Annotated in this window: 21 protein-coding genes and 1 pseudogene; all 22 read right to left on the bottom strand. The window is 48.3% G+C overall.

The window, feature by feature from the left end; genetic code table 11:
* Positions 1–263: 263 nt before the first annotated feature.
* On the bottom strand, positions 264–866 hold the full coding sequence (locus tag HQN90_RS30470; RefSeq protein WP_173226201.1) for a S1 domain-containing RNA-binding protein: 603 nt from the start codon (positions 864–866) through the stop codon (positions 264–266).
* A 107-nt stretch (positions 867–973) separates the two neighbouring features.
* Complete coding sequence (locus HQN90_RS30475) at positions 974–1,300, bottom strand: FtsB family cell division protein (protein WP_173226204.1); 327 nt, start codon at positions 1,298–1,300, stop codon at positions 974–976.
* Positions 1,301–1,315: 15 nt separating this feature from the next.
* Positions 1,316–1,891 carry a spore cortex biosynthesis protein YabQ gene (yabQ, locus tag HQN90_RS30480; RefSeq protein WP_173226206.1) on the bottom strand — a complete coding sequence of 192 codons (576 nt, stop codon included), beginning with the start codon at positions 1,889–1,891 and terminating at the stop codon, positions 1,316–1,318.
* Positions 1,888–2,172, bottom strand: coding sequence for a sporulation protein YabP (gene yabP, locus HQN90_RS30485; RefSeq protein ID WP_173226208.1), 285 nt, complete (start codon positions 2,170–2,172; stop codon positions 1,888–1,890). The genes yabQ and yabP overlap by 4 nt, the downstream gene beginning before the upstream one ends.
* A 159-nt stretch (positions 2,173–2,331) precedes the next feature.
* Positions 2,332–2,931, bottom strand: a complete 600-nt coding sequence (locus tag HQN90_RS30490) for a manganese efflux pump (protein ID WP_173226210.1) — start codon at positions 2,929–2,931, stop codon at positions 2,332–2,334.
* A gap of 165 nt (positions 2,932–3,096) precedes the next feature.
* The gene (locus tag HQN90_RS30495; RefSeq protein ID WP_079417123.1) at positions 3,097–3,360 is read right to left on the bottom strand and encodes an RNA-binding S4 domain-containing protein; all 264 of its coding nucleotides are present in this window, start codon (positions 3,358–3,360) and stop codon (positions 3,097–3,099) included.
* Positions 3,360–3,632, bottom strand: coding sequence for an HU family DNA-binding protein (locus HQN90_RS30500; protein WP_029197991.1), 273 nt, complete (start codon positions 3,630–3,632; stop codon positions 3,360–3,362). The genes HQN90_RS30495 and HQN90_RS30500 overlap by 1 nt, the downstream gene beginning before the upstream one ends.
* A gap of 122 nt (positions 3,633–3,754) precedes the next feature.
* Entirely contained in the window at positions 3,755–5,281 is a 1,527-nt protein-coding gene (yabN, locus tag HQN90_RS30505; RefSeq protein WP_173226212.1) for a bifunctional methyltransferase/pyrophosphohydrolase YabN, read from the bottom strand.
* 444 nt (positions 5,282–5,725) lie between these two features.
* Positions 5,726–7,453, bottom strand: a complete 1,728-nt coding sequence (locus tag HQN90_RS30510; RefSeq protein WP_173226214.1) for a putative polysaccharide biosynthesis protein — start codon at positions 7,451–7,453, stop codon at positions 5,726–5,728.
* A 128-nt stretch (positions 7,454–7,581) separates the two neighbouring features.
* The gene (gene spoVT / locus HQN90_RS30515) at positions 7,582–8,124 is read right to left on the bottom strand and encodes a stage V sporulation protein T (protein WP_173226216.1); all 543 of its coding nucleotides are present in this window, start codon (positions 8,122–8,124) and stop codon (positions 7,582–7,584) included.
* Between the two features lie 247 nt (positions 8,125–8,371).
* Complete coding sequence (locus HQN90_RS30520; protein WP_173226218.1) at positions 8,372–9,481, bottom strand: peptidylprolyl isomerase; 1,110 nt, start codon at positions 9,479–9,481, stop codon at positions 8,372–8,374.
* Positions 9,462–12,989: a transcription-repair coupling factor gene (gene mfd / locus HQN90_RS30525; RefSeq protein ID WP_079417128.1), complete on the bottom strand. Its 3,528-nt coding sequence runs from the start codon at positions 12,987–12,989 to the stop codon at positions 9,462–9,464. Before mfd ends, HQN90_RS30520 begins: the two co-directional genes overlap by 20 nt.
* A gap of 74 nt (positions 12,990–13,063) precedes the next feature.
* Complete coding sequence (locus tag HQN90_RS30530) at positions 13,064–13,291, bottom strand: anti-sigma-F factor Fin (RefSeq protein WP_036743980.1); 228 nt, start codon at positions 13,289–13,291, stop codon at positions 13,064–13,066.
* Between the two features lie 131 nt (positions 13,292–13,422).
* Complete coding sequence (pth, locus tag HQN90_RS30535; protein WP_079417129.1) at positions 13,423–13,983, bottom strand: aminoacyl-tRNA hydrolase; 561 nt, start codon at positions 13,981–13,983, stop codon at positions 13,423–13,425.
* A 509-nt stretch (positions 13,984–14,492) separates the two neighbouring features.
* Entirely contained in the window at positions 14,493–15,137 is a 645-nt protein-coding gene (locus HQN90_RS30540; protein WP_173226220.1) for a 50S ribosomal protein L25, read from the bottom strand.
* Between the two features lie 171 nt (positions 15,138–15,308).
* Positions 15,309–16,712 carry a bifunctional UDP-N-acetylglucosamine diphosphorylase/glucosamine-1-phosphate N-acetyltransferase GlmU gene (gene glmU, locus HQN90_RS30545; RefSeq protein WP_275942635.1) on the bottom strand — a complete coding sequence of 468 codons (1,404 nt, stop codon included), beginning with the start codon at positions 16,710–16,712 and terminating at the stop codon, positions 15,309–15,311.
* A 129-nt stretch (positions 16,713–16,841) separates the two neighbouring features.
* A complete protein-coding gene (gene spoVG / locus HQN90_RS30550) occupies positions 16,842–17,126 on the bottom strand; it encodes a septation regulator SpoVG (RefSeq protein WP_028557369.1) in 285 nt (94 codons plus the stop codon).
* A 118-nt stretch (positions 17,127–17,244) separates the two neighbouring features.
* Complete coding sequence (locus tag HQN90_RS30555) at positions 17,245–17,628, bottom strand: RidA family protein (RefSeq protein ID WP_173226222.1); 384 nt, start codon at positions 17,626–17,628, stop codon at positions 17,245–17,247.
* 3 nt (positions 17,629–17,631) lie between these two features.
* On the bottom strand, positions 17,632–18,468 hold the full coding sequence (gene purR / locus HQN90_RS30560) for a pur operon repressor (protein ID WP_079417137.1): 837 nt from the start codon (positions 18,466–18,468) through the stop codon (positions 17,632–17,634).
* Positions 18,469–18,673: 205 nt separating this feature from the next.
* Complete coding sequence (gene ispE / locus HQN90_RS30565; RefSeq protein WP_173226224.1) at positions 18,674–19,528, bottom strand: 4-(cytidine 5'-diphospho)-2-C-methyl-D-erythritol kinase; 855 nt, start codon at positions 19,526–19,528, stop codon at positions 18,674–18,676.
* A 439-nt stretch (positions 19,529–19,967) separates the two neighbouring features.
* Positions 19,968–20,138, bottom strand: a pseudogene (locus HQN90_RS30570) (small, acid-soluble spore protein, alpha/beta type); the annotation flags it as partial.
* Between the two features lie 118 nt (positions 20,139–20,256).
* Positions 20,257–20,532, bottom strand: a complete 276-nt coding sequence (veg, locus tag HQN90_RS30575) for a biofilm formation stimulator Veg (protein WP_028557365.1) — start codon at positions 20,530–20,532, stop codon at positions 20,257–20,259.
* Positions 20,533–20,720: the final 188 nt, after the last annotated feature.

The following is a 20,720-nucleotide window of genomic DNA, read 5'->3' on the forward strand; positions in this document are numbered from 1 at the left end:
TTGTCACCATGCCTCAGCCCTTGCCTAGACTCGCTTTATTCATTTGAGAACGTTTCCAGAAGTCTGATTACCTCGAACTTTCGCCCTGCGTATGAGGGAGATACCCGTAATACCATGTCGACAGATCTCTCCCTTCTCTCCCTTCTAAGGCCTTGTGACGGAACCCGATGACGAATACCGTTCGCGCTAACCCGCTCCAAGCTCCCGAAAACGAACAAAAAACCACACCCGCCGAAGCGAATGTGGTTCGTGACTTGCATCTATTAATCTCTTCTTCCGCCTCGGCCACCGCGTTTGGACTCGGTGTTCTTCTTCAAAGACGAAATCCGCTCTTCACTATCTTTAAGGAAACGAGATACTTTATCTTCGAACGAGAAGGGTCTAGCTCCGCCTTGCTGCTTGTTAAAGCCGCCGCGTCCGCCGCCACCGCCGCCGCCGCGATTGAAGCCACCGCCGCCACCTGGACGACCGCCACCACCACCTGGACCACCGCTTGGAGGGCCACTGCGTTCTCCGCCACTGCTTGGGCGTCCGCCTTGATAACCGCCGCTTGGACGATCTCCGCTTGGGCGTCCTTGATAGCTGCTGCCACCTGTACGTTCAGGACGAGCAGGTCTTTCCTCAACTGGCTTGTCAACCGTTTGCTTGATCGACAGTCCGATCTTGCCATCCTTGTCCACGTTAATCACTTTGACCGTTACTTTGTCTTCCAGCTTTAAATGGTCATTAACGTCTTTCACATAATTGTCCGCGATCTCCGAAATGTGAACAAGACCGGTAACTCCTTCAGCAAGCTCGACGAATGCTCCAAAGTGAGTAATCCCCGTCACTCTACCCTCTAACTTGGTGCCAACTTCAATTGCCATAAAGTAAAATGTTCCTCCCTTAAAATGTTGAAAACACTGGCTACGCCGATTATAACCGATGCAGAAACCCCGGTCAACACGGCATGAGCCGCTTCTTCTTATAATTTTTATTGCGACTTGGAGACACTCAGTGGCGTCTCTCCCGTTTTGCTATAGTGAAAATCCCGGCGAATGATTTGATCCAAATATTCGTCATTGTGAAGTCTAGCAATTTCTCTCTTTGTTTGCTCTTTGAGCTTATTCGCTTCAACGAGTTGTTGCTCCATATTTGCGACGACACTGCTCTTTTCGTGTAGCTTTGCGAACTGCCCCCAAATGTTAACAGCAGCCCAACTCATAAAACATAGGACAAAGATCAAAAGAAAACGCAGTCTTCGCTTTGAGCCTATGCTAGCGCTGCGCTTAGATGATGGTACGGTTGCACGAGCTTGCATATATAGGACTTCCTCCTACTTAGAGAATAACCTGCGATAGATCGTAATGATATTACCCATTAGTTTCTTCAACCAAACAGGTACCACGAAATATTTATGGGCAGGCCGAGTCATCCACAGGAGCAATCTCCAAAAAGGATAAAGCAATTGTAGCACAATTCTGTAAAGGAATATAGCTACAGCAAGCAAAAAGCCTAAAATTATCACCGTTAGACGATATAAGCCAATAATCGGTTTAATCAGGACGATTTCGACAGTTTTGGCAAGAAAGCGGTAGATCGCAATGATGATTCGGATGATTAGCAGGGTAAGATGAATAACCAGATTACTGAGTAAAGCGAAATAAAAACAGACGCCGATGCCCAACCCCAGAAAGATAAACACACGAACTTGTCCTTCATTACTGTAAAGAAGCAGACGGAACACAAGGATTGTCGCCACAATCCAATATACAATATCAACGAGCGGAATCGTCCAACGCGGCAGCTTCAGCTTGCCAGAGAGCACACGAAACACATCAAAAATCGCGCATATGGCGACTCCGCTCAGGAACATCATGAAGATCGTTTGGAACTGAACGTGAAGGGTCACTTGAATAATTTACCAAGGAACCCTTTGGATTTCTCCTGGGTATTCCCGTCCACATAAGATAATTCCTGAATTAATCCTTCAATGGCGACTAACCCTTGCTCCAAGCTTAAATTCTTAATGTGCAAATTCTGGCCTTTAATCATCAAGTAGCCCATTTCCGTTTCCAGGAGGAACTCTTCACTGTCAAAGCTTTCTACGTTCAAAACTCCGGAGATCTCCAAGAGCTTGCGATTAAGCATTTTGATTTCTTGCCGTTTATTGTTTTTCACCGGTTCGATCATGGCCTGTACCCCTCCTTCATCTATCCTTACGATATGGGGGGATGTCCTCTTTTAGAACCACTGAACACGGTCATCATTAATAAAATATACGGCTTTTTCATAGGAGGAGAGCCCGTTCCATGAATCGACAAACACTCTCCCCTTTGCTCACACGAACGTTTACACGATCAATTCATAACAGCCTATGACAATTAACAACAAACATCCCAACAGCTCCGCATATCGTCCGAACCAAGACTTGGCAATTTTGCTGCCCATACGAATGCCCATATCTACAGTTAGAAGAGAAAAGACACCCACCGAGATCGCCGAAAGGATCGGAGAGACGCCACTAGCCCCGGCACCCAAGCCGCTCGCCAGGCAGTTGATGGACAGCGCAAAGCCCAGAGATAACGATTCTCCCCACGAAATAACGTGATCCCCATCCTTATCTGATCTTTGGGCCATCCCTGCAAACTGCTCGCCTAATTGGGCCTCCCTGGCCGTATCTCTAAATCGCTTCAAGCTTGCTCGCAATCCCCATGCACCCAAAAGGATAATAATACTACCACCGATCAAATTGCCCACGGATGGGGACAGGAGATGCGAAACATAGATGCCAGCTGACATAGCCACGTAGGTTGCAGCCATCGATAGCAAAGCAATAAGCAGGTTGGACAACAGCGGCACTTTCGTTGAACGCGAGCCAAAGGATAAGCCTATGCCCAAATTATCTAGATTTGCGGCAATGCCGATCGCCACAATTGTAAACCAATGCATCCCTCCACCACCTAATTCATTATTCTTTGATGTATGATATGCGCAGCGAGCCCAGACGGAACCTGAACAAGCCTAGAAAGAAAGTGTCCATGAGAAACGCTTGATTTCAAAAAAATAGCCCAAGACCCCTATTCAGGAATCTCGGACTATTTCACAATTGCAGCTTTATTCGGATTGAAAAGCTTCTTCCTTGAGCAGTGAGTACATCTGAGCAGCGTCTTCCTTGCGAGTTGACTCCGACAGAACTTCCACTCGAATCGTCACCTTTTTCTGGCCGAATTGAATGGACAGCTCATCTCCGACTTTCACATGTGTACTCGCTTTGGCATCACGGCCGTTAATCCAGACACGCCCCTGATCGGACACATCCTTCGCGACGGTACGACGTTTGATCAGACGAGATACTTTCAGAAACTTATCGATTCGCATTATTTAACTGCGTCTTTAAGTTTGTTGCCCGCTTTGAAAGCAGGAACGTTGGATTCTGCAATTACAATCGGGTTGCCCGTTTGTGGGTTGCGGCCTGTGCGACCGGAACGTTTGCGAGTTTCGAACGTACCGAAACCGATTAATTGAACTTTATCTCCGGATGAAAGAGCGTCTGTGACTTCACCAAGGAATCCATTAAGTACGACTTCTACGTCTTTCTTAGTAAGTCCGCTTTTTTCTGCAATGTTGTTGATCAAATCTGTTTTGTTCATGTGTTTTCTTTACCTCCCAAAAATGTTTGAAGATCAAAGTCTTCTATGTACCAATAGTGGTTACATTTCCATATTCAACCTTACACCCAACTTAGTATTCTGCCTTTTTCGCTAAAATCCTTCTATCCTTGTTTAAGTTTTGCAACTTTTTTTGCTTCCTGCCAATATTTTTCCATCTCTAATAACTCAGTTTGTTCAAAAGAAAGGCCTCTTAAACGTAGTTGATCCTCGATATAGGAAAACCGCGCAACGAATTTGCGATTCGTCTGTGCGATGGCATCTTCCGGATCAAGCTTAAGGAATCTAGCCACATTCACGATGGAAAAAAGCACATCTCCGAGCTCGTCCAGCTGCTCTGCGGCCCCATCCTCCGAAGGATCAGCGATGGCTTGCCGAAGCTCCGCCAGCTCTTCATCCACCTTCTTGAGCACATCCTCCAGCTCTGTCCAGTCAAAACCAACGGCCGCCGCCTTCTTCTGCAGCTTCAGCGCCTTCATAAGCCCTGGCAGCTCACGCGGAACGCCATCCAAAGCGGATTGCTTCGCAACGTCGATGCCCTTCTTGCGCTTTTCCTCTGCCTTCATGGCATTCCAATTCACAAGCGCCTCATCCGCATCCTCGGCCTTGTTCTCACCGAAGACATGCGGGTGACGCCGGATCAGCTTCTCATTAAGCGTAGCGATCACATCATAGACTGTGAACGTGCCGATCTCTTCCTCCATCTGGGCATGCAGCATAACCTGTAGAAGCAGATCTCCAAGTTCCTCGCACATATGGTCCGGGTCATCCTCATCAATCGTTTCAAGGACTTCGTAGGCTTCTTCGATCAAATTTTTGCGGAGGCTGGCATGCGTTTGTTCACGATCCCATGGGCAGCCTTCCGGACTACGTAGAATTTGGACGATTTCATGCAAGCGGCCGAAGGTGCGGTAGTCTTCCTCATCCTTCTCACTTTTTGGCACCCAGACCAGAGACAGATTGCCATAGCCCTTGACATGGTCAAGCTCATGCAGCGGCACATCGAACATTTGTTCTTGCCCAGTCACACCTAAGGAATGGCCCACAACAACGCGATAATCATCAGGATACATATCCATGAGGCTGATTTTGAGGTCTGAAGCGGTATACGTATCATACACCTGTCCAATAACGGTATGAAGGTGCGGATTCAGCGTGTAACGGCTCAGACTGGTCGCATCCAGCAGTTGAAAGCCATCAATCGGGTCAAAACCAAACCGCAGGAAGGCCTGATCCAGAAAACTTTCTCCCCCCAGAATGGTTAGAGAAATCCCCTCTTCAGGACAGCGCTGCTTCAGAAGCTGAACCGTGTATTCCGCCACCATCGGATGTCCTGGAACCGCATAAATGACCTCGCCAGCCTGCTGCTTGGCCGTTTGCATCAACGCCTCCGCTATGGATTCATACACCTGCTCAAAGCTTTGGTGAGCCATGTAATTCTCATCGAACGTTTCGTAAGGAATCTGATTGGTATCCAGCATATGCACCATAGGATGGTCCTTCGTGCGCAGGTACAGCACGGATTGTGATTGGGAGGCCAGCTGCAGCTTCTTCCATACTCCCAAGGTTAGCTGATCTTCGTCTCCTGTTCCAAGCCCGACGACGGTAAGCTGTGCGTTGTTGTTTGACATATAAGGAACACCTCCTGAATTGGTATTGTATAAGTGCAAGGAACGCGAACAATGCGCAAGCATTGCCGCTATTCGTGGCATAGCCGTCTCTCTCCGGAGTCTTCGCTGTCTTCCAGCGTCCCTACGTAGTCTCTCCAGCATCTCAAAGGGAACTGCGTTCCCTTATTTGTGCCATAACCGCCTCTTCTGTGCTTCAGAGGGAACTGTGTTCCGCTATTCCAGCAGTTTCACCGCAAAAACCTTAGATTCGAAAGATATAAGACCCTGTAGTTCCGCTAAGCAAGCGGAATGGTCCATTTTCGCTCAGATAGCGGATTGTAGTTCCCTTTGCACACGCAGCCGTTGCGAAATGAACGATGATTATCCTTGTTCCGCTATATAATCGGAATACCTGAAGTCGGCACCGGTGATCCGTCAGTCAGATAAATGCGGCGCAGCTTCTCATTAGCTGCGGTCACGGGGGCCGGCGGCTGTCTTCGCCGGCCACAGCTTCGCCAGGACCGGCGCCAGCTTCCGGTCCAGCTCCGGCATCAGCCGCAGCTCCTCGCGGCTGATGCTGCCGCTGCGCAGCAGCGCAAGCCCGTAGACGGCCGCGCCGCCGACTACGCACACCAAGGCGATTGCGCTCGCGCTCAATCGCTCAGGCACGTGCCATGCCGCCACAGCGGGCATGGCCAGCAGCTGCAGCGCTGCGAGGCAGCCGCCCATCAGTCCCACGCCCAGCGCGGGACTGACGGCGTACGGCCGCAGCGCGAAGCGCGCCCCGGTGCAGCGGCGAAGCTGCACCAGATTAAGCCCCGCCGCAGCGGCATAGGCGATCACCGCGCTCAGCGCGGCGCCGTCGATGCCCCAGCGGGGCATGAACACCACGTTGCCGAGTGCTTTCAGCACGATGGCAACCAGCAGAGCCTTCGCCGGCATGCTGATCGCGCCGGCCCCTTGGAGAACGCTGGCGGAGACAGCGTTCAGCGTACTGAACAGGGCCGTGAAGGCCAGCACGGCCATCGTCCAGCTCGCCTCATCGCTTTTGTACAGCATGACATTGATGGGCACCGCCGCAAAAGCCAGCCCGAACGAGGCCCCAAGGCCGATCAGCCAAGAGAGCCTTACGGCCATCTCCGCTCTGAAGCGAATAACCTCAACCTGGCCCCTTGCCTTCGCTTCCGCCATCGCGGGGACTAACACCGCGGACATGGAGGAGGCAATCATCACAACGAGCTGAATCAGCGGAAGACCGCGATTATACAGCCCAAACTGCCGCATAGCCTCTCCCTCGCTGCCTTGCGCGGCCTCAAGCAGCCGCGGCATGGTAAAGGTATCGACCAAGGTCAGCAGCGGGACCACAATGGCTCCCAGGCAAACCGGAATGGCATAGGCCGTAATCCGTTTCGCCCACTGCCAAGACGTCAGCTCCGTGGAAGCGAGCGCACTTCTACCAGATGCTCCCTGAGCCCTCTGCTGCCGATCCCGCTCCTCCTTCATCGCCTTGCGCCAATACATGCCCATCACAAGCAGTCCTGCCGCGGCCCCTGTTACAGAGCCAAACGTAGCTCCTGCTGCAATCCATTCTTCGTCGTAGGCAAGCGCCACCATGTAGAGAAGAAGAGCGACCATCGTGATGACCCTTATCAGTTGTTCAATCACTTGCGACACAGCCGTAGGCAGCATATTCTGATATCCTTGGAAATACCCGCGCAGCACAGCAAGCAACGGCGATAACAGCAAGGCAAACGATACACTTCGAATCGCGTTTTCCGTCTGGCTGATGCCAATCCAGCGAGCAATTTCGCCGGCGCCCAAATACAACAACAGAAACAAGACGATCCCTGTGCTTAACAGCACAGCTGCGGATACCTGGACAATACGCTTGGCTCCCTGGTGGTCGTCATGAATGACGCGTTCAGCCACGAACTTGGATACAGCAACCGGAAAACCGGCCGTAGCTGCAAATAAAATTAATATATAAAGCGGATATACCGCATTATAGATCCCAAATGCCGTATCGCCTGCTACATTTTGCAGCGGAATCTTTTGCAAGGTACCTAACAGTTTAGACAGAATAGCCGCGCCTCCGAGAACAGCGGCCCCTTTTAGCAGCTTCCCGCCTTGTTTACCGACATTCCCCTGGAGCTCTTCTTTCTCAACGACATGCTCCTTGCCGGCTTCCTTCATAACCATGTCCCCTCAATCTGATTAATTCCTATAGACGTATTATAACGAAATCAGCCATAGCAGACAAAAAAAGCTTCGCTTACAGATGGCATCATCTGAGTAAGGAAGCTTTTGCGAGTTGTTTTTTTCTATTGCTCCATCTGTTTGGCTAGGAATCCAGCCGCGGTTTCTACCATTTTCACTTCCATATTGCCCATTTTTACATTGTCATCCTTGGAGACTAGAATGACCGATCCGATCGGATCTCCTCCTGCAACGATCGGTGCCGCTACAAAAGAGGAGAACGTTTCAACGGTATCCTTAATGATCTCGAACTGTCCACTGCTGCTTTCCAGCAGCGCTTTGCGGTTTTCCATGCAGGATTCAATAATTGACCCCACTGATTTCTCCAAATAATCCTTTTTGGATCCGCCAGCCATGGCAATAATATTGTCTCGATCAGAGATCAAGGCTACATGATTGGTGCTCTCAAATAAGGATTCTGCATACTCCTTGGCGAAATCGCCAAGTTCACCAATAGGTGAATACTTCTTGAGAATCACTTCACCATCGCGGTCTACGAAAATTTCCAAAGGGTCACCTTCGCGAATGCGTAGTGTGCGTCGTATTTCCTTGGGAATCACAACTCTCCCTAAATCATCTATCCGACGGACAATTCCAGTTGCTTTCATACCTCTAGATGCCTCACTTTCCGCTTACGAATTAGATACGACAGGAGCATGAAATCTTGTATGCTAGATCGGGATTGGGTGGGAACTTGAATTCTATCCATAGTATTCTTCACTTCCCATTCTTCTATGCAGTCGCTTCTGCTAAGGGAATCATCTTTTTATGTAGCTTTGCACCCTGCTGCGATTATGATGTCCAAAAATAACAAATAAAAACAGGATGCCCATAATCGGACATCCTGGTAAGTTCTTACTTTGCAGCAGGACTAGCTGCTGGACTTGCAGCCGGACTAGCGGCAGGAGCTGGGCTCGCTTCCGGTTTCGGCAGGTTATTCGTTTGAATCAGGTTCGGATATTCTTTCTCTGCAAACTCAGACAGCGATTTCTCTGCCAACTGCGATTTGATTTGTGTTTTCATCGTATCATCCAGCGGCTTTGTGCTTCTGGATTCCACTTTCATAACGTGATATCCAAAGGAAGATTCAACAGGATCACTGATTGTGTTCAAAGGAAGCGTGCTCGCTGCTTGTTTGAACTCAGGTACCCATTGGTTAATATCGGCATCTTTGTACGTACCGCCATTATCTTTGGAACCTGGATCATCGGAGTACTCTTTCGCAAGGGCTGCGAAGTCGCCGCCTTTATCCAGCTTGCCTTTCACTTCTTTGGCTCTTGCCAAAGCTTCATCTTTGGTGCGTATATCTTTCTGCGTTGCTGCATCTTTCAGAGAAATCAGAATGTGGCTAACGGTAGCAATGTCAAATGCATGCGCAGCTGCTTGCTCATTATAAGCATCTTGAACAGCTTTATCCGTGATTGTGCTTTCCATGCTGCCCATCGTGTAGAAGCTCATTTTCATCAAAGACTCAATATCCTTCAATTCGATACCATTGTCTTTGAGCTGTTTATCCATGCCGCCTTCTTGTTTACCGAAATAATCCGTAATGGCTTTCATTTGCTCTGCTACTTGCTTGTCCGCATCAGCTTTCACTTTATCATCCGCTTTGGCAGACAAGACACGGAAAGTCACCATTTGCTTCAACATATCTTGTTGAAAAGCAGGATCTGTCATGTATTGAGCCAATTGCGGCGAAAACATTTTGTTCACATTGATGAAGGAGTTGAACTCGCCACGCGTAATTTTACCGCCTTCTTTGTATGTAGCCAGGACATCAGTCGGGTTACCCGCTACTGCTGGAGAGGCAGCAGGTGAAGCTGCAGGTGTAGGTGATGCTGTTGTGTCCCCTGCTTTTTTCGTTCCGCAAGCGCTAAGCACTGAGAATGCAACTACGACAGCTGCCATACTTAAGATCCATTTTTTAGAAAAAAGTCGTTGTTTACTAGTATGATTTGGCAACATCCTTTAATTCCCCTTTCGTTTTCAAAACATCTTTATATTGTACCAAAAATTTCTCCACCAATTCGATGGAAGCTTCTGGCTTCAAGCCTTTCGCGCGAATAACAATTTGAAGCTGTGGATCTGCATTGAGCTTGATCCGACCGTCAAAGCCTTTGGAAAGAGCAATCAGCTTCTGACCATCCAGCTTGCCATTTTGGTCGATATGCACCTTGATGAGGTAATCATCCCCTTTTTGGCTGATCGTTTCAATCCGATAATCCGAACCATAAGCTTTCAAACGAGCCACTGACAACAGGTTGAATACGGACTGCGGCAGATCTCCGAAGCGATCCACGAGCTCATCATGCAGATCCGCGGCTTCTTCCAATGTACGAATGGCGGCCACTTTTTTGTAGATTTCGATTTTTTGCATGCTGTCGTAGATGTAGTCGGATGGCAAATAAGCATCCAATTGTATATCGATCGAAGTATGCCATTCCGGTTCCGGAATTGCTGCTTCTCCATCTATTTCTAGTTTCAGCTTTGCAATTTCTTCAGCTAGCATTTGGGAATATAAATCAAATCCCACGGATGCAATGAAGCCATGCTGTTCTGCACCAAGCAAGTTGCCGGCGCCGCGAATCGACAAATCCCTCATGGCAATTTTAAAGCCTGAACCAAGTTCTGTAAACTCTTTAATCGCTTGGAGGCGTTTCTCCGCCACTTCTGTAAGCACTTTATCACGCTGATAAGTGAAATAAGCATAGGCTACACGATTCGATCGTCCTACACGGCCACGCAGCTGATACAACTGCGACAACCCCATTTTATCGGCATCATGTACGATCAATGTGTTCACATTCGGAATATCAACACCGGTCTCAATAATGCTGGTGCTGACAAGCACGTCGTATTCCCCATCGAGGAAATCAAGGATCGTCTTCTCCAGCTCCTGCTCACCCATCTGTCCATGTGCCACCGTCACACGGGCATCCGGAATCATCATCGAGATTTGATCAGCCATCTGCGTGATGCCTTGAACGCGATTATAGAGATAATACACCTGACCTTCACGTGCCAGCTCCCGCTCGATCGCTTCCCTGACCAATGTCGGTCCATATTCAACTACGTATGTCTGAACCGGGAACCGATTCTCCGGCGGCGTCTCGATCACGGATAAATCCCGAACGCCCAGCATGGACATGTGCAGGGTTCGCGGAATCGGCGTTGCCGTCAGCGTAAGCACGTCCACATTGGTCTTAAGCCGCTTGAGCTTCTCCTTATGGGACACGCCAAAGCGCTGCTCTTCATCGACAATCAGCAGGCCAAGATCCTTGAACTGCACATCCTGCGACAAGAGGCGGTGTGTTCCGATAACAACGTCAACCGTACCTTTCTTGACGCCTTTCATAACTTCGGTCTGCTCTTTCTTGGAGCGGAAACGGCTTAACACTTTCACGTTGAAAGGATACCCCGAGAAGCGCTCTCGGAACGTTTCGTAGTGCTGCTGCGCCAGAATCGTCGTTGGCACCAGGACAGCCACTTGCTTGCCGTCGATTGCCGCCTTGAAAGCCGCGCGCACAGCCACCTCGGTTTTGCCGTAACCAACGTCGCCGCAGAGCAATCGATCCATCGGACGCGATTTCTCCATATCGACCTTGATTTCCTCAATCGCACGAAGCTGATCCCGCGTCTCATCGTAAGGAAACATAGCTTCGAACTCGTTCTGGTAGGAACTGTCCTTGCTGAATCCATAACCAGTCGTTGCCTGACGTTCCGCATACAGCTTGATAAGTTCATCAGCGATATCCTTAACGGATGCCCGCGCTTTGCTCTTCACTCTGGCCCAATCGGCGCCGCCGAGTTTATAAACTTTCGGCTCCTTCTCTTCGGAACCTACATATTTCTGGATTAAATCAATCTGGTCGATGGGCACAGAGAGCTTATCTCCGCCGGCATACATGATGTGCAGGTAATCCTTATGGATACCGCCCACTTCCAAGGTGCCGATACCGACATACTTCCCGATGCCATGATTGACGTGAACCACATAGTCGCCAACCTTGAGCTCTTGATAGCTCTTGATACGCTCCGCATTCTCGAGCTTCTTCTCGACTTTGCGCGCTTTGCGCTGCTTCTGCGTGAAGATCTCGCCTTCCGTGATTACCACCAAATGGATCGAGGGCAGCTCAAATCCTGTTTGCAAATTGCCATCGACAATTTCAGGTATGTCAATCTGATAATCCTGCAGTACCCGCCTCACGCGTTCCGCCCGATCATCCCCGTTGGCCAGCAGAATCACCTGGCTGCCATTCTTCTTCCAACGCTCCATCTCGGCTTTGAGGAGATTCATTTGTCCGTGGAAGTTTTGCATAACGCGACTCACGAAGTTCACGATATTTTGCGGCTGGATACCAACGACCTGACGAAGGAAAAGAGATAAATATAAGGTCGGAAAAGGCCTCCGGTGAAGCAGAGTTTCATAGGATTTGGACAGCACAAAAGCCGGCAAGCTCTTCCCCTCAGTTATCGCATGCATCATCCACTCTGCCTCGTCGCGTTCCAGCTGCTTCGCCGTTTCCAGCAAACGCGCCGGTTCGTCGATAATCAGCACAGCATCCTTCGGCATGTAGTCGATAAGGGTCTGTCTTTCCGTATATAAAAGTGAGATATATTTATAAATGCCGGGGAATGTCTGTCCTTCACGGAGCAGCTCGATATCGTGTCCAATTCCTTCGAGCAGCTTGTCTTTTGCCGTGCGATCCGTCATCTTCTCCAATTGCGCTTGAAGGAGTTCATAAGCATGCTGCGCTGCTGATTGTAATCGCTTTCTATCCGCTTGAATCTCGCGGCATGGAGGAATGGTAATCGACTCTAGCTTATCAATTGACCGCTGGTCACTCACATCGAAAGTCCGAATAGAGTCCACGTCGACATCAAACAGCTCAATTCGAATCGCATGCTCCGACGTTAACGGATACAAGTCGAGAATGCCCCCACGAACACTCATCTCACCCTTGGTTTCTACCCGCTCCACGCGCTCGTATCCCAAATTCGATAAGGTGCTCAGCAGTTCTTCCAACTGAACCGTATCTCCGATTTTCACCGTAACGCGCGATGCTTCGAAGACTTCCTTAACAGGAAGCAGTCTTCGCACGCCTGCGAATGGCGCAATGACAACGCCTCGGTAACCGCCAGCCAGCTTCGTCAGAACGTCAATACGCTGCGCCAGCATCTCAGGACTTGAAGCCGCTTCTTCGGCTGTCAGAAGCTCTTGAGATGGATAGAGCAGCACTTCATCCGTGGATAAACATTCTAGTAAGTCCTCCGCTATTTTCTGAGCAGCGAACATATTGTGAGTCACAATGAATAGCGGGCGCGTCAAGTCTCGTGCAAGAGCTGCAATCATCACCTGCTTCGAGGAGCCGGTAAGCCCGGCAACGAGCTGCTCTCTCATCTCGGACCTAATGCCTGACACGATCGTTTGAAAGTCGGTATCCGCAGAAAAAGCTTGAATTAAAGCTTGCAAACAAGTACACTCCTCTCACAAAAAGAAGCCTTGGCACACTTGCCTCGGCTATTAACTCTTTATCTTCCTAATTTTTACTGCAACGGACTGGCCAGCAGGGAAAGCTCCGGGTTCGCTTCTAACGCTTCATGACAGTAGTCGCAAACAACCCTAACCGTAACATCTCCATTCGTGTTATACGATATTATATCTCTACGCTCATCAGGGGTCAAGAAATGGAAACCTAACTGCTGTTCCGTAATCGCCTGCTGATTAATTTCCCCAACAAAGGTATGACAATGTCTGCAAATATACTTAATCATATGTATGCCTCCTTCACTTATTCGATTACATCCTAGTATGACCATTCTCCGGATAAATTAGCCGAATGTGCCATTGTCATTTTCGAATAAGGAACTTGCATACAATGAGTCTGAAGCCGGGCGAGACCGCCTTATTTATTAAATTTGCCCATCGTCTTCTCGAAAGGCTCTCCCAAGCTGGACAACATCGCTTCACAGGTAAGATCAAGCACATCTTCGATGGACTTCATTTCTTCTTTGGAAAAGTTGGATAAGACATAATCTGCGATATTGTAGCCTGGAGCCGGTCTGTTCACTCCCATGCGGATACGGTTGAAGCTCTGTGTCCCGCCATGCTGAATGATGGATTTAATCCCATTATGGCCCCCTGGACTCCCTTGATAACGAAGCCGAATCTGACCGAAAGATGTATCCATATCGTCATAAATGATCGTGACATCCTCCAGCTTCGCTTTATAGAAGTCCAAGAAGGCTCTCATGGATTCGCCGGATAAGTTCATGTAGGTCATCGGTTTAAGCAAATAAACCTTCGTCCCATTGATATTGCCCTCGCCCAGAAGCCCCTTGCATTTATTTTGAAAAGAGGTAATCCCCCATTTGGCTGCAAAACGGTCAATGGCCATGAAGCCGATATTATGCCGATTCATCTCATATTGTTTACCCGGGTTACCCAGTCCGATAAAACATTTCATTTTCTTCTAAGTCCTCCTAGATCTCTATGTAAAAAAATCAAATTCAAAGCTGCGGGTGAATCAGCAAATATGTATCTTAACGGTCAACAGCTTACAAGCAATCTGCATTACCAAGATCATCTGGATGCCAGCATTCCCGTCCAAGTATACTATCAAAATCTCCACAAGGATATAGGCTTCATTGAAATTTACAGCCCGCAATTCGTTAAAATCAATCATACATTTTACAATCGAAAAACTCACGTTTTTCTTTCGCGGCCCGGGTATTAAACGCTTACAACTTAAAAAGCCGTCTCAACCATATTCACTAATATTGACGTTTTCAAAGTAGAAAACATAAGAATAACCATAAAACACAGGCGAATTCCCATTCAAATTGAATGAAAATCCGCCTGTATCTACTTTAGTCATCTCACACCATCAAAAATAAACGTTTTTCAGCGACCTCCTCCTAGGAGAAGGCATCTTATCTTGCAGCTCATGATCCGATCGAATAGCTGCTTTGCAGGCTACACCGGTTGTTCGGCTGTCGCAGCCTCGTTCGATGATTCCGCTTCCCCAACTCTCTCCTCGTTGTTCGCAGGCTGCGGCACATCCGTTTCTTTCTGCGGCGCAAGCACGGTTAGAATCAAATCGTTGGAGTCCGATTTCACTTCAATTCCTGCAGGTACCGTAATTTGGTTCACAAGGATGTTCTCGCCAAGTCCCACATTCGAAATATCCACTTGAATCGAACCTGGTATTTGACTCGGCAGACAGCGAATCTCCAACTCGTGCATTTGAATCTGCACAATGCCGCCTTCTTTGGTGCCCTCGGCCTCGCCGATGAATTCCAGGGCCACAACCGTTTTCACCGGCTCATCCATATTAATCTGGTGAAAATCAACATGCAGCAAAACGCGGCTGAGCGGATTGCGCTGTATTTCATTGATCATAACAGGCTGTTTGCCACCGCCATCCGGCAGATCCAGATCAATAATCGCATGCGGGTTGTGACGCAGCAGTGCCATTAATTCCTTCTGATCAACCGTAATGACCGTAGCAGCTACCTTCTTGCCGTAAACAACAGCAGGAATTCTTCCTTTCGCACGCAGTTGTTTAATATCAGATTTTGTTGCTTCTTTGCGGGCTTCCGCTTTTAACGACAATACCATAAGAAAAAGAACCTCCTAAGCGTTTTGCCCGGCATGCTCATGTTACAAGCAACACCGAGTGGGTCATAGCTAATGCATAGCGTACCCAACCTTAAGAAGTTCCATCCAAATTCCCCCTCATGAAGGGAGATTTACCGATTTATAGCGATTCGCTTCATAATGCTTACATGCTTACTCTTTGCTTGCTTTATTAGCTTTCTTCGCTTTCATTCGCACTTTAATTTTATCCGCGTAGCCTGGCTTGTTGACTTGCCGCTCACGGGCAATCGCCAGATCGCCGTCAGGTACGGCATGCGTAATTGTAGAGCCGGCAACGACATAAGCGCCATTGCCAATCTTCACAGGAGCAATCAGATTCACATTGCTGCCCACGAAAGCATCATCGCCGATCTCTGTCAGACTCTTATTGAATCCATCATAATTCACCGTAATAGCGCCACAGCCGATGTTCACATTCGTCCCGACAACAGCATCCCCCACATAACTTAAATGGGACACTTTGCTTCCGTCGCCAACCGTCGCGTTCTTAATTTCTACGAAATCACCGATTTTCACTTGTTTCCCGATGTTCGCGCCAGGTCTTAGATAAGCAAACGGGCCTACACTCGCTTCGTTATCTACAAAAGCATCCTGAAGAACAGACTGTTTAATGGTCACGTCATCTTTAATGATGGAATCGATAATTTCCGTTTGCGGTCCAATCGTACACTGCTCGCCGATAACGGTGCTTCCGCGCAAAATCGTACCTGGCAGCAGCACCGTATCCGCCCCGATGGTAACATCCTTTTCGATATAAGTGTTTGCGGGATCGATAATGGTAACCCCATTCAGCATATGCTCACGGTTAATGCGAGCTTTGAACAAACGCTCTGCTTCCGCAAGCGCAACACGGTCATTCACACCGATAGATTCAGCCGCCTCTGCCATACAATAGCCTTGAACAACTTCTCCTGCACCCGTCAAAATGCCAATAACATCCGTCAGGTAATATTCATTTTGCACATTATTGTTCGTTACTGAGGCCAACGCTTTAAACAGCTTCTGATTATCAAAAACATATGTGCCCGTGTTGATCTCTTGAACAGCCGCTTCTTCGCTGCTGCAATCCTTCTGTTCCACGATCCGCGCCACTCGCCCGTCTTCGCCGCGAATAATTCGTCCATAGCCTTGCGGCTCATCGAGCTTCGCAGTCAGAATGGTCGCAGCCGCACTCGACGCCTGATGCAGCTCAATTGTGCTCCGCAGCGTCGCTTCTGAGATTAGAGGGGTGTCCCCGCATATCACAATGGTCAGCCCGTCTTCTTGCCCGAGTGCTTCCTTCGCTTGAAGAACGGCATGCCCCGTCCCTAACTGCTGCTCCTGCAGCGCATATTCGGCGCGATCTCCCAGATAGCCTTTGACAGCCTCCGCACCAAATCCAACAATAACCAACGTCTTCGTTACTTCTATATGCTGCAGCGTATCAACAACGTGCCCTACCATCGGTTTGCCAACGACCGGATGAAGCACCTTGTAAAGCTTGGATTTCATGCGTTTCCCTTGTCCTGCCGCTAATACAATCGCCATGAGCTTCAACTACCATCCAACCCCCTTATTCTAAATGATCCCACGAATATATGGTTAATTGATCAGTTCATCACCAAATATAGCATCAAACCTACCCCAAAGAAAAGAGAGCCTCAAGGGCTCTCTCATTAAGTTAGATTATGCGCCTTCTTCTATTACCTCTTCTTCAACTGCTGCACGGTCATATTCAGCTAGTACGGCTGCTTGAATTTTCTCGCGCGTCGTGGAAGAAATGGGGTGAGCGATATCGCGAAACTCCCCATCCGGTGTCCGTTTGCTAGGCATTGCCACGAACATTCCGTTATTCCCATCGATGACACGTATGTCGTGTACGACGAATTCGTTATCGATGGTAATGGAAGCAATCGCCTTCATCCTCCCCTCGGAGTTGACCCGGCGGAGTCTTACATCTGTAATTTGCACTTGTGTTCACCACCTTTTTCCATCTCTGAGACTTGGGTGATATATTCCACATCCTCATGCAAATTCCTTCTTCTTTTTTTGAAATTTTCGATAATTTTATACAATCTTAATGTTAATGTTAAATTTCGACAGGAATCACAGCAATTAACTCTATTTCGACAAAAACATCGCGTGGCAATCGCGCCACTTCCACTGTAGATCTAGCCGGTTTATGGTCTCCAAAATAGGTGGCATAAATCTCATTCAACTCTGCAAACTGATTCATGTCTTTAAGAAAAACAGTCGCTTTGACAACTTGGCCAAAAGAGGACCCTGCTGCTTCGAGCACGCCTTTCAAATTCGCGAATACCTGATGCGCTTGTTCCTTGATACCGCCTTCAACAATTTGCCCGTCCAAACCAAGCGGGATTTGTCCCGAGGTGAAGAGCAGATTGCCCAGCTTAACAGCCTGTGAATAAGGTCCGATGGCAGCAGGCGCTGCCGAAGTTGAAATCAATTCCATCGTCTAGGATTCTCCTTTTTTAGCGTCAAAATAATTACCCGGCTCTACCGTGATCTGCTTGGTCTTGGAGTCTACGCCGTACAAGCGAGCCAGAGATACATATTGGTCAACGAGATGCTCCTCGACTTCACAGGATTCCATGAAGACGCCCACCCCTTGGACAGTGGCCTTGAATTCAGCCAACAAATCCATCATGCCGTGAATGGTGCCTCCTACGTGCATGAAATCGTCAATGATAAGGACTTTTGATTCTTCTTTCAACGCCCGTCTCGCGAGCGACATCGTCTGAATACGTTTGTTCGAACCCGAGACATAGTTAATGCTTACAGCCGAGCCTTCTGTCACGCGACTGTCTCTGCGAACCACGACAACAGGCAGATTCATATAAGTAGCCGTCGCATAAGCGAGCGGAATGCCTTTCGTTTCTACGGTCATAATGACATCAATATCTCGACCAGCGAAAGCGGATGCAAACGTTTTGCCGATTTCGTTCAAATATTGGGGCTGCCCCATAATATCAGACATATACAAGTAACCGCCCGGTAGGATCCGTTCCGGCTGCTGCAGTTGCAAACAGAGATTTTGAATAAATTTCAGCGAGGTTTCCTTCGGTACTTTCGGTGAGAATTTCACACCGCCGGCTGCTCCCGCAAGCGTATGCAGTTCACCCAGTCCTTCTTCCTCGAACACTTCTTTGATGATCGCTAAATCTTCACTAATCGAGGACTTAGCTGAGTTGTAACGCTCGGCAAAAGTCGTTAAAGGGATTAACGAATGGGGGCGAAACAACAAATATTGCGTCATTTCTACCAGCCTAGCGCTCCTTTTCAACTTTTTCATCGCACTACCCCCCATAAATCCGAATATTATAAAGAAAATATACCACTTTTATACGTATTTATTCAAGCTTCACATGAAAATTATATTAACACAAACATAACATCGATCTAACATATAATCAAATTTCGCAGCCTTTTTGTCACACCGACCCTACACAAGGAAAAAGGGCCCTGTTCAGGGGCCCCCGCCTGCATCACACACCACGCTACGTCAACATCCGCACTGCATAAACATCCTTGCAAAATCCACGCAAACCATTGTAGATTCTGGCCACTTTCGCTTCTTTGGAAACAAGCCCGAAGACTGTCGGTCCGCTGCCTGACATTAATACACCGTCAGCTCCCAGCCGCTGCATGCACTCTTTGAGATGTCTCACCTCTGGATAAAGATCCAGCGTCACTTCCTCCAGCACGTTGCCAAGATTCCCGCAAAGCTGATCAAACTGCTTATGACGAATGGCACTTAGCACATTGTCCGTAGAAGGATGATGTTTAATGTTCCGCGCATTCAGTTTCCCGTAAATCTCCGAGGTGGACACATTGATAGGCGGCTTCGCCAAGATCACCCAGCACTGAGGCGGAGAAACGATAGGCTCCAGCTTCTCTCCGCGCCCCCTTGCTACAGCCGTGCCTCCTGTGACACAGAAGGGCACATCAGAGCCAAGCTCTGCGCCAAGCACCTGAAGCTCTTCCATGGGAATATTCAAGTTCCACAGCCGATTCAACCCTCTGAGCGTTGCCGCCGCATCGCTGCTGCCTCCAGCTAAGCCCGCAGCCACAGGGATCTGCTTGTCCAGATGAATGTAGACTCCTTGCTTGACGTCATAACGATCCTTAATCAGACGTGCCGCTTGGAAGGCCAGGTTCTTCTCATCCAGCGGAATATATCCCGCTTGACTGGAGATGATGATCGTGTCACGCGCGAGCTCCTGCATTTCGATCCGATCCGCCAGGTCGACCATCGTCATCACCATTTCAACTTCATGGTAACCGTCCGCTCTTTTATGTAAAACATCAAGGGATAAATTAATTTTCGCCGGTGCTTTCTCAAAAATCTTCATACGATCACCTTCTTTTGCTCGATTGCCGTTAAAATATTATAACAAAAGCGCAAAAAAAAAGCTAAAGCAATCGCTTTAGCTCTTAATGGGGACGATGTTCCATCTGCGAAGCTTGCTGGGAGCCTGCAATCATCTGATTTAGAAAAGCCGGATTAGGCTGACTAGATGCAGTTGAATTCCCATTATAGCTGCTGTTTGTGACAGGTGAGTAGGCGTAAGCAGGCTTATAGGAGGATTGACCTTGCTGCATGCCTCCATATCCATTTTGCTGAAAGACAGGCTGTGAATAGTTCTGTTGAGACTGTACTGGCGTCTGCACAGCTTGATTATAATTAGATGGCGCATAGCCGCTTGGTTGATTGTAAGTTGGTTGATTATACGTCGGCTGATTATACGTGGATTGTGTGGACTGCATGGTTGACGGAGACGAACCCGTGTACTGCTTCGCCAAGTGCTCCTGAGCGATTTGAATCGCCCGCTTCACCATATTTCCCGCATCCTTCGTTCGAATGCCTTCCCAGCCTTCACGCTGCACCACTTCGTAAAACCCAAGATCCTTGGCTAATTCATATTTAAAATTTTCGGACATAACGCCTCTTCTACGACCCATACCCTAACCTCCTTCGTTGTTTTCCTTCTGAAAGTAGGTTTAGTATGCCCATTGGAAGAAGGTCCATACAAATGCAAAAACAGACCCTCAGGTCTGCTCATATTAGAAACTATTTAAGCTAATGTTGGATATAGGTGATACGAACCTGGCCATCGTCGTTACATACCGTAACTTCAACGGACTCAGTAAGGATATCGGCGTAGCTGTAAGACACTCGTTTAAAGGCGTGTGACTCTTGATCTAATTTCACAATAAACACAGAAGGGTAGGTTTCTTCTAAAACACCGGAACGCTCAACAGTCTTACGACGGCCACCATTCGCTCTCAACATGATCTTCTGCCCAACGTGGGGCTCCAAACTGCGTTTGATCTCCAACAGCGCATTTTTTGCCATTGTCAACTACCACCTCTTTCCTTGTCAATTATAACCCATTCAGACAGGCATGTCAAACAGGGGCAAATATTATATCAGCACCACAATCCTGTTGTCAACGGCATTTTCGCCTAAATTCTGATTTCCCCATTCTACAGGTTGTCTCCAAAGTTCGCAAATTATTCACACTTTTCCAATAAAAAAAGAAC

The sequence above is a fragment of the Paenibacillus alba genome (assembly GCF_013204855.1).
Lineage (GTDB): Bacteria > Bacillota > Bacilli > Paenibacillales > NBRC-103111 > Paenibacillus_E > Paenibacillus_E alba.

Excerpts from the sequence above, each read along its gene's own strand:
- HQN90_RS30470 (WP_173226201.1), bottom strand. The coding sequence starts at position 866 with ATGGCAATTGAAGTTGGCACCAAGTTAGAGGGTAGAGTGACGGGGATT.
- HQN90_RS30475 (WP_173226204.1), bottom strand. The coding sequence starts at position 1,300 with ATGCAAGCTCGTGCAACCGTACCATCATCTAAGCGCAGCGCTAGCATA.
- yabP (WP_173226208.1), bottom strand. The coding sequence starts at position 2,172 with ATGATCGAACCGGTGAAAAACAATAAACGGCAAGAAATCAAAATGCTT.
- HQN90_RS30490 (WP_173226210.1), bottom strand. The coding sequence starts at position 2,931 with ATGCATTGGTTTACAATTGTGGCGATCGGCATTGCCGCAAATCTAGAT.
- HQN90_RS30495 (WP_079417123.1), bottom strand. The coding sequence starts at position 3,360 with ATGCGAATCGATAAGTTTCTGAAAGTATCTCGTCTGATCAAACGTCGT.
- HQN90_RS30500 (WP_029197991.1), bottom strand. The coding sequence starts at position 3,632 with ATGAACAAAACAGATTTGATCAACAACATTGCAGAAAAAAGCGGACTT.
- yabN (WP_173226212.1), bottom strand. The coding sequence starts at position 5,281 with ATGTCAAACAACAACGCACAGCTTACCGTCGTCGGGCTTGGAACAGGA.
- HQN90_RS30510 (WP_173226214.1), bottom strand. The coding sequence starts at position 7,453 with ATGAAGGAAGCCGGCAAGGAGCATGTCGTTGAGAAAGAAGAGCTCCAG.
- spoVT (WP_173226216.1), bottom strand. The coding sequence starts at position 8,124 with ATGAAAGCAACTGGAATTGTCCGTCGGATAGATGATTTAGGGAGAGTT.
- HQN90_RS30520 (WP_173226218.1), bottom strand. The coding sequence starts at position 9,481 with ATGTTGCCAAATCATACTAGTAAACAACGACTTTTTTCTAAAAAATGG.
- HQN90_RS30530 (WP_036743980.1), bottom strand. The coding sequence starts at position 13,291 with ATGATTAAGTATATTTGCAGACATTGTCATACCTTTGTTGGGGAAATT.
- pth (WP_079417129.1), bottom strand. The coding sequence starts at position 13,983 with ATGAAATGTTTTATCGGACTGGGTAACCCGGGTAAACAATATGAGATG.
- HQN90_RS30540 (WP_173226220.1), bottom strand. The coding sequence starts at position 15,137 with ATGGTATTGTCGTTAAAAGCGGAAGCCCGCAAAGAAGCAACAAAATCT.
- HQN90_RS30555 (WP_173226222.1), bottom strand. The coding sequence starts at position 17,628 with ATGGAATTGATTTCAACTTCGGCAGCGCCTGCTGCCATCGGACCTTAT.
- purR (WP_079417137.1), bottom strand. The coding sequence starts at position 18,468 with ATGAAAAAGTTGAAAAGGAGCGCTAGGCTGGTAGAAATGACGCAATAT.
- ispE (WP_173226224.1), bottom strand. The coding sequence starts at position 19,528 with ATGAAGATTTTTGAGAAAGCACCGGCGAAAATTAATTTATCCCTTGAT.
- veg (WP_028557365.1), bottom strand. The coding sequence starts at position 20,532 with ATGGCAAAAAATGCGCTGTTGGAGATCAAACGCAGTTTGGAGCCCCAC.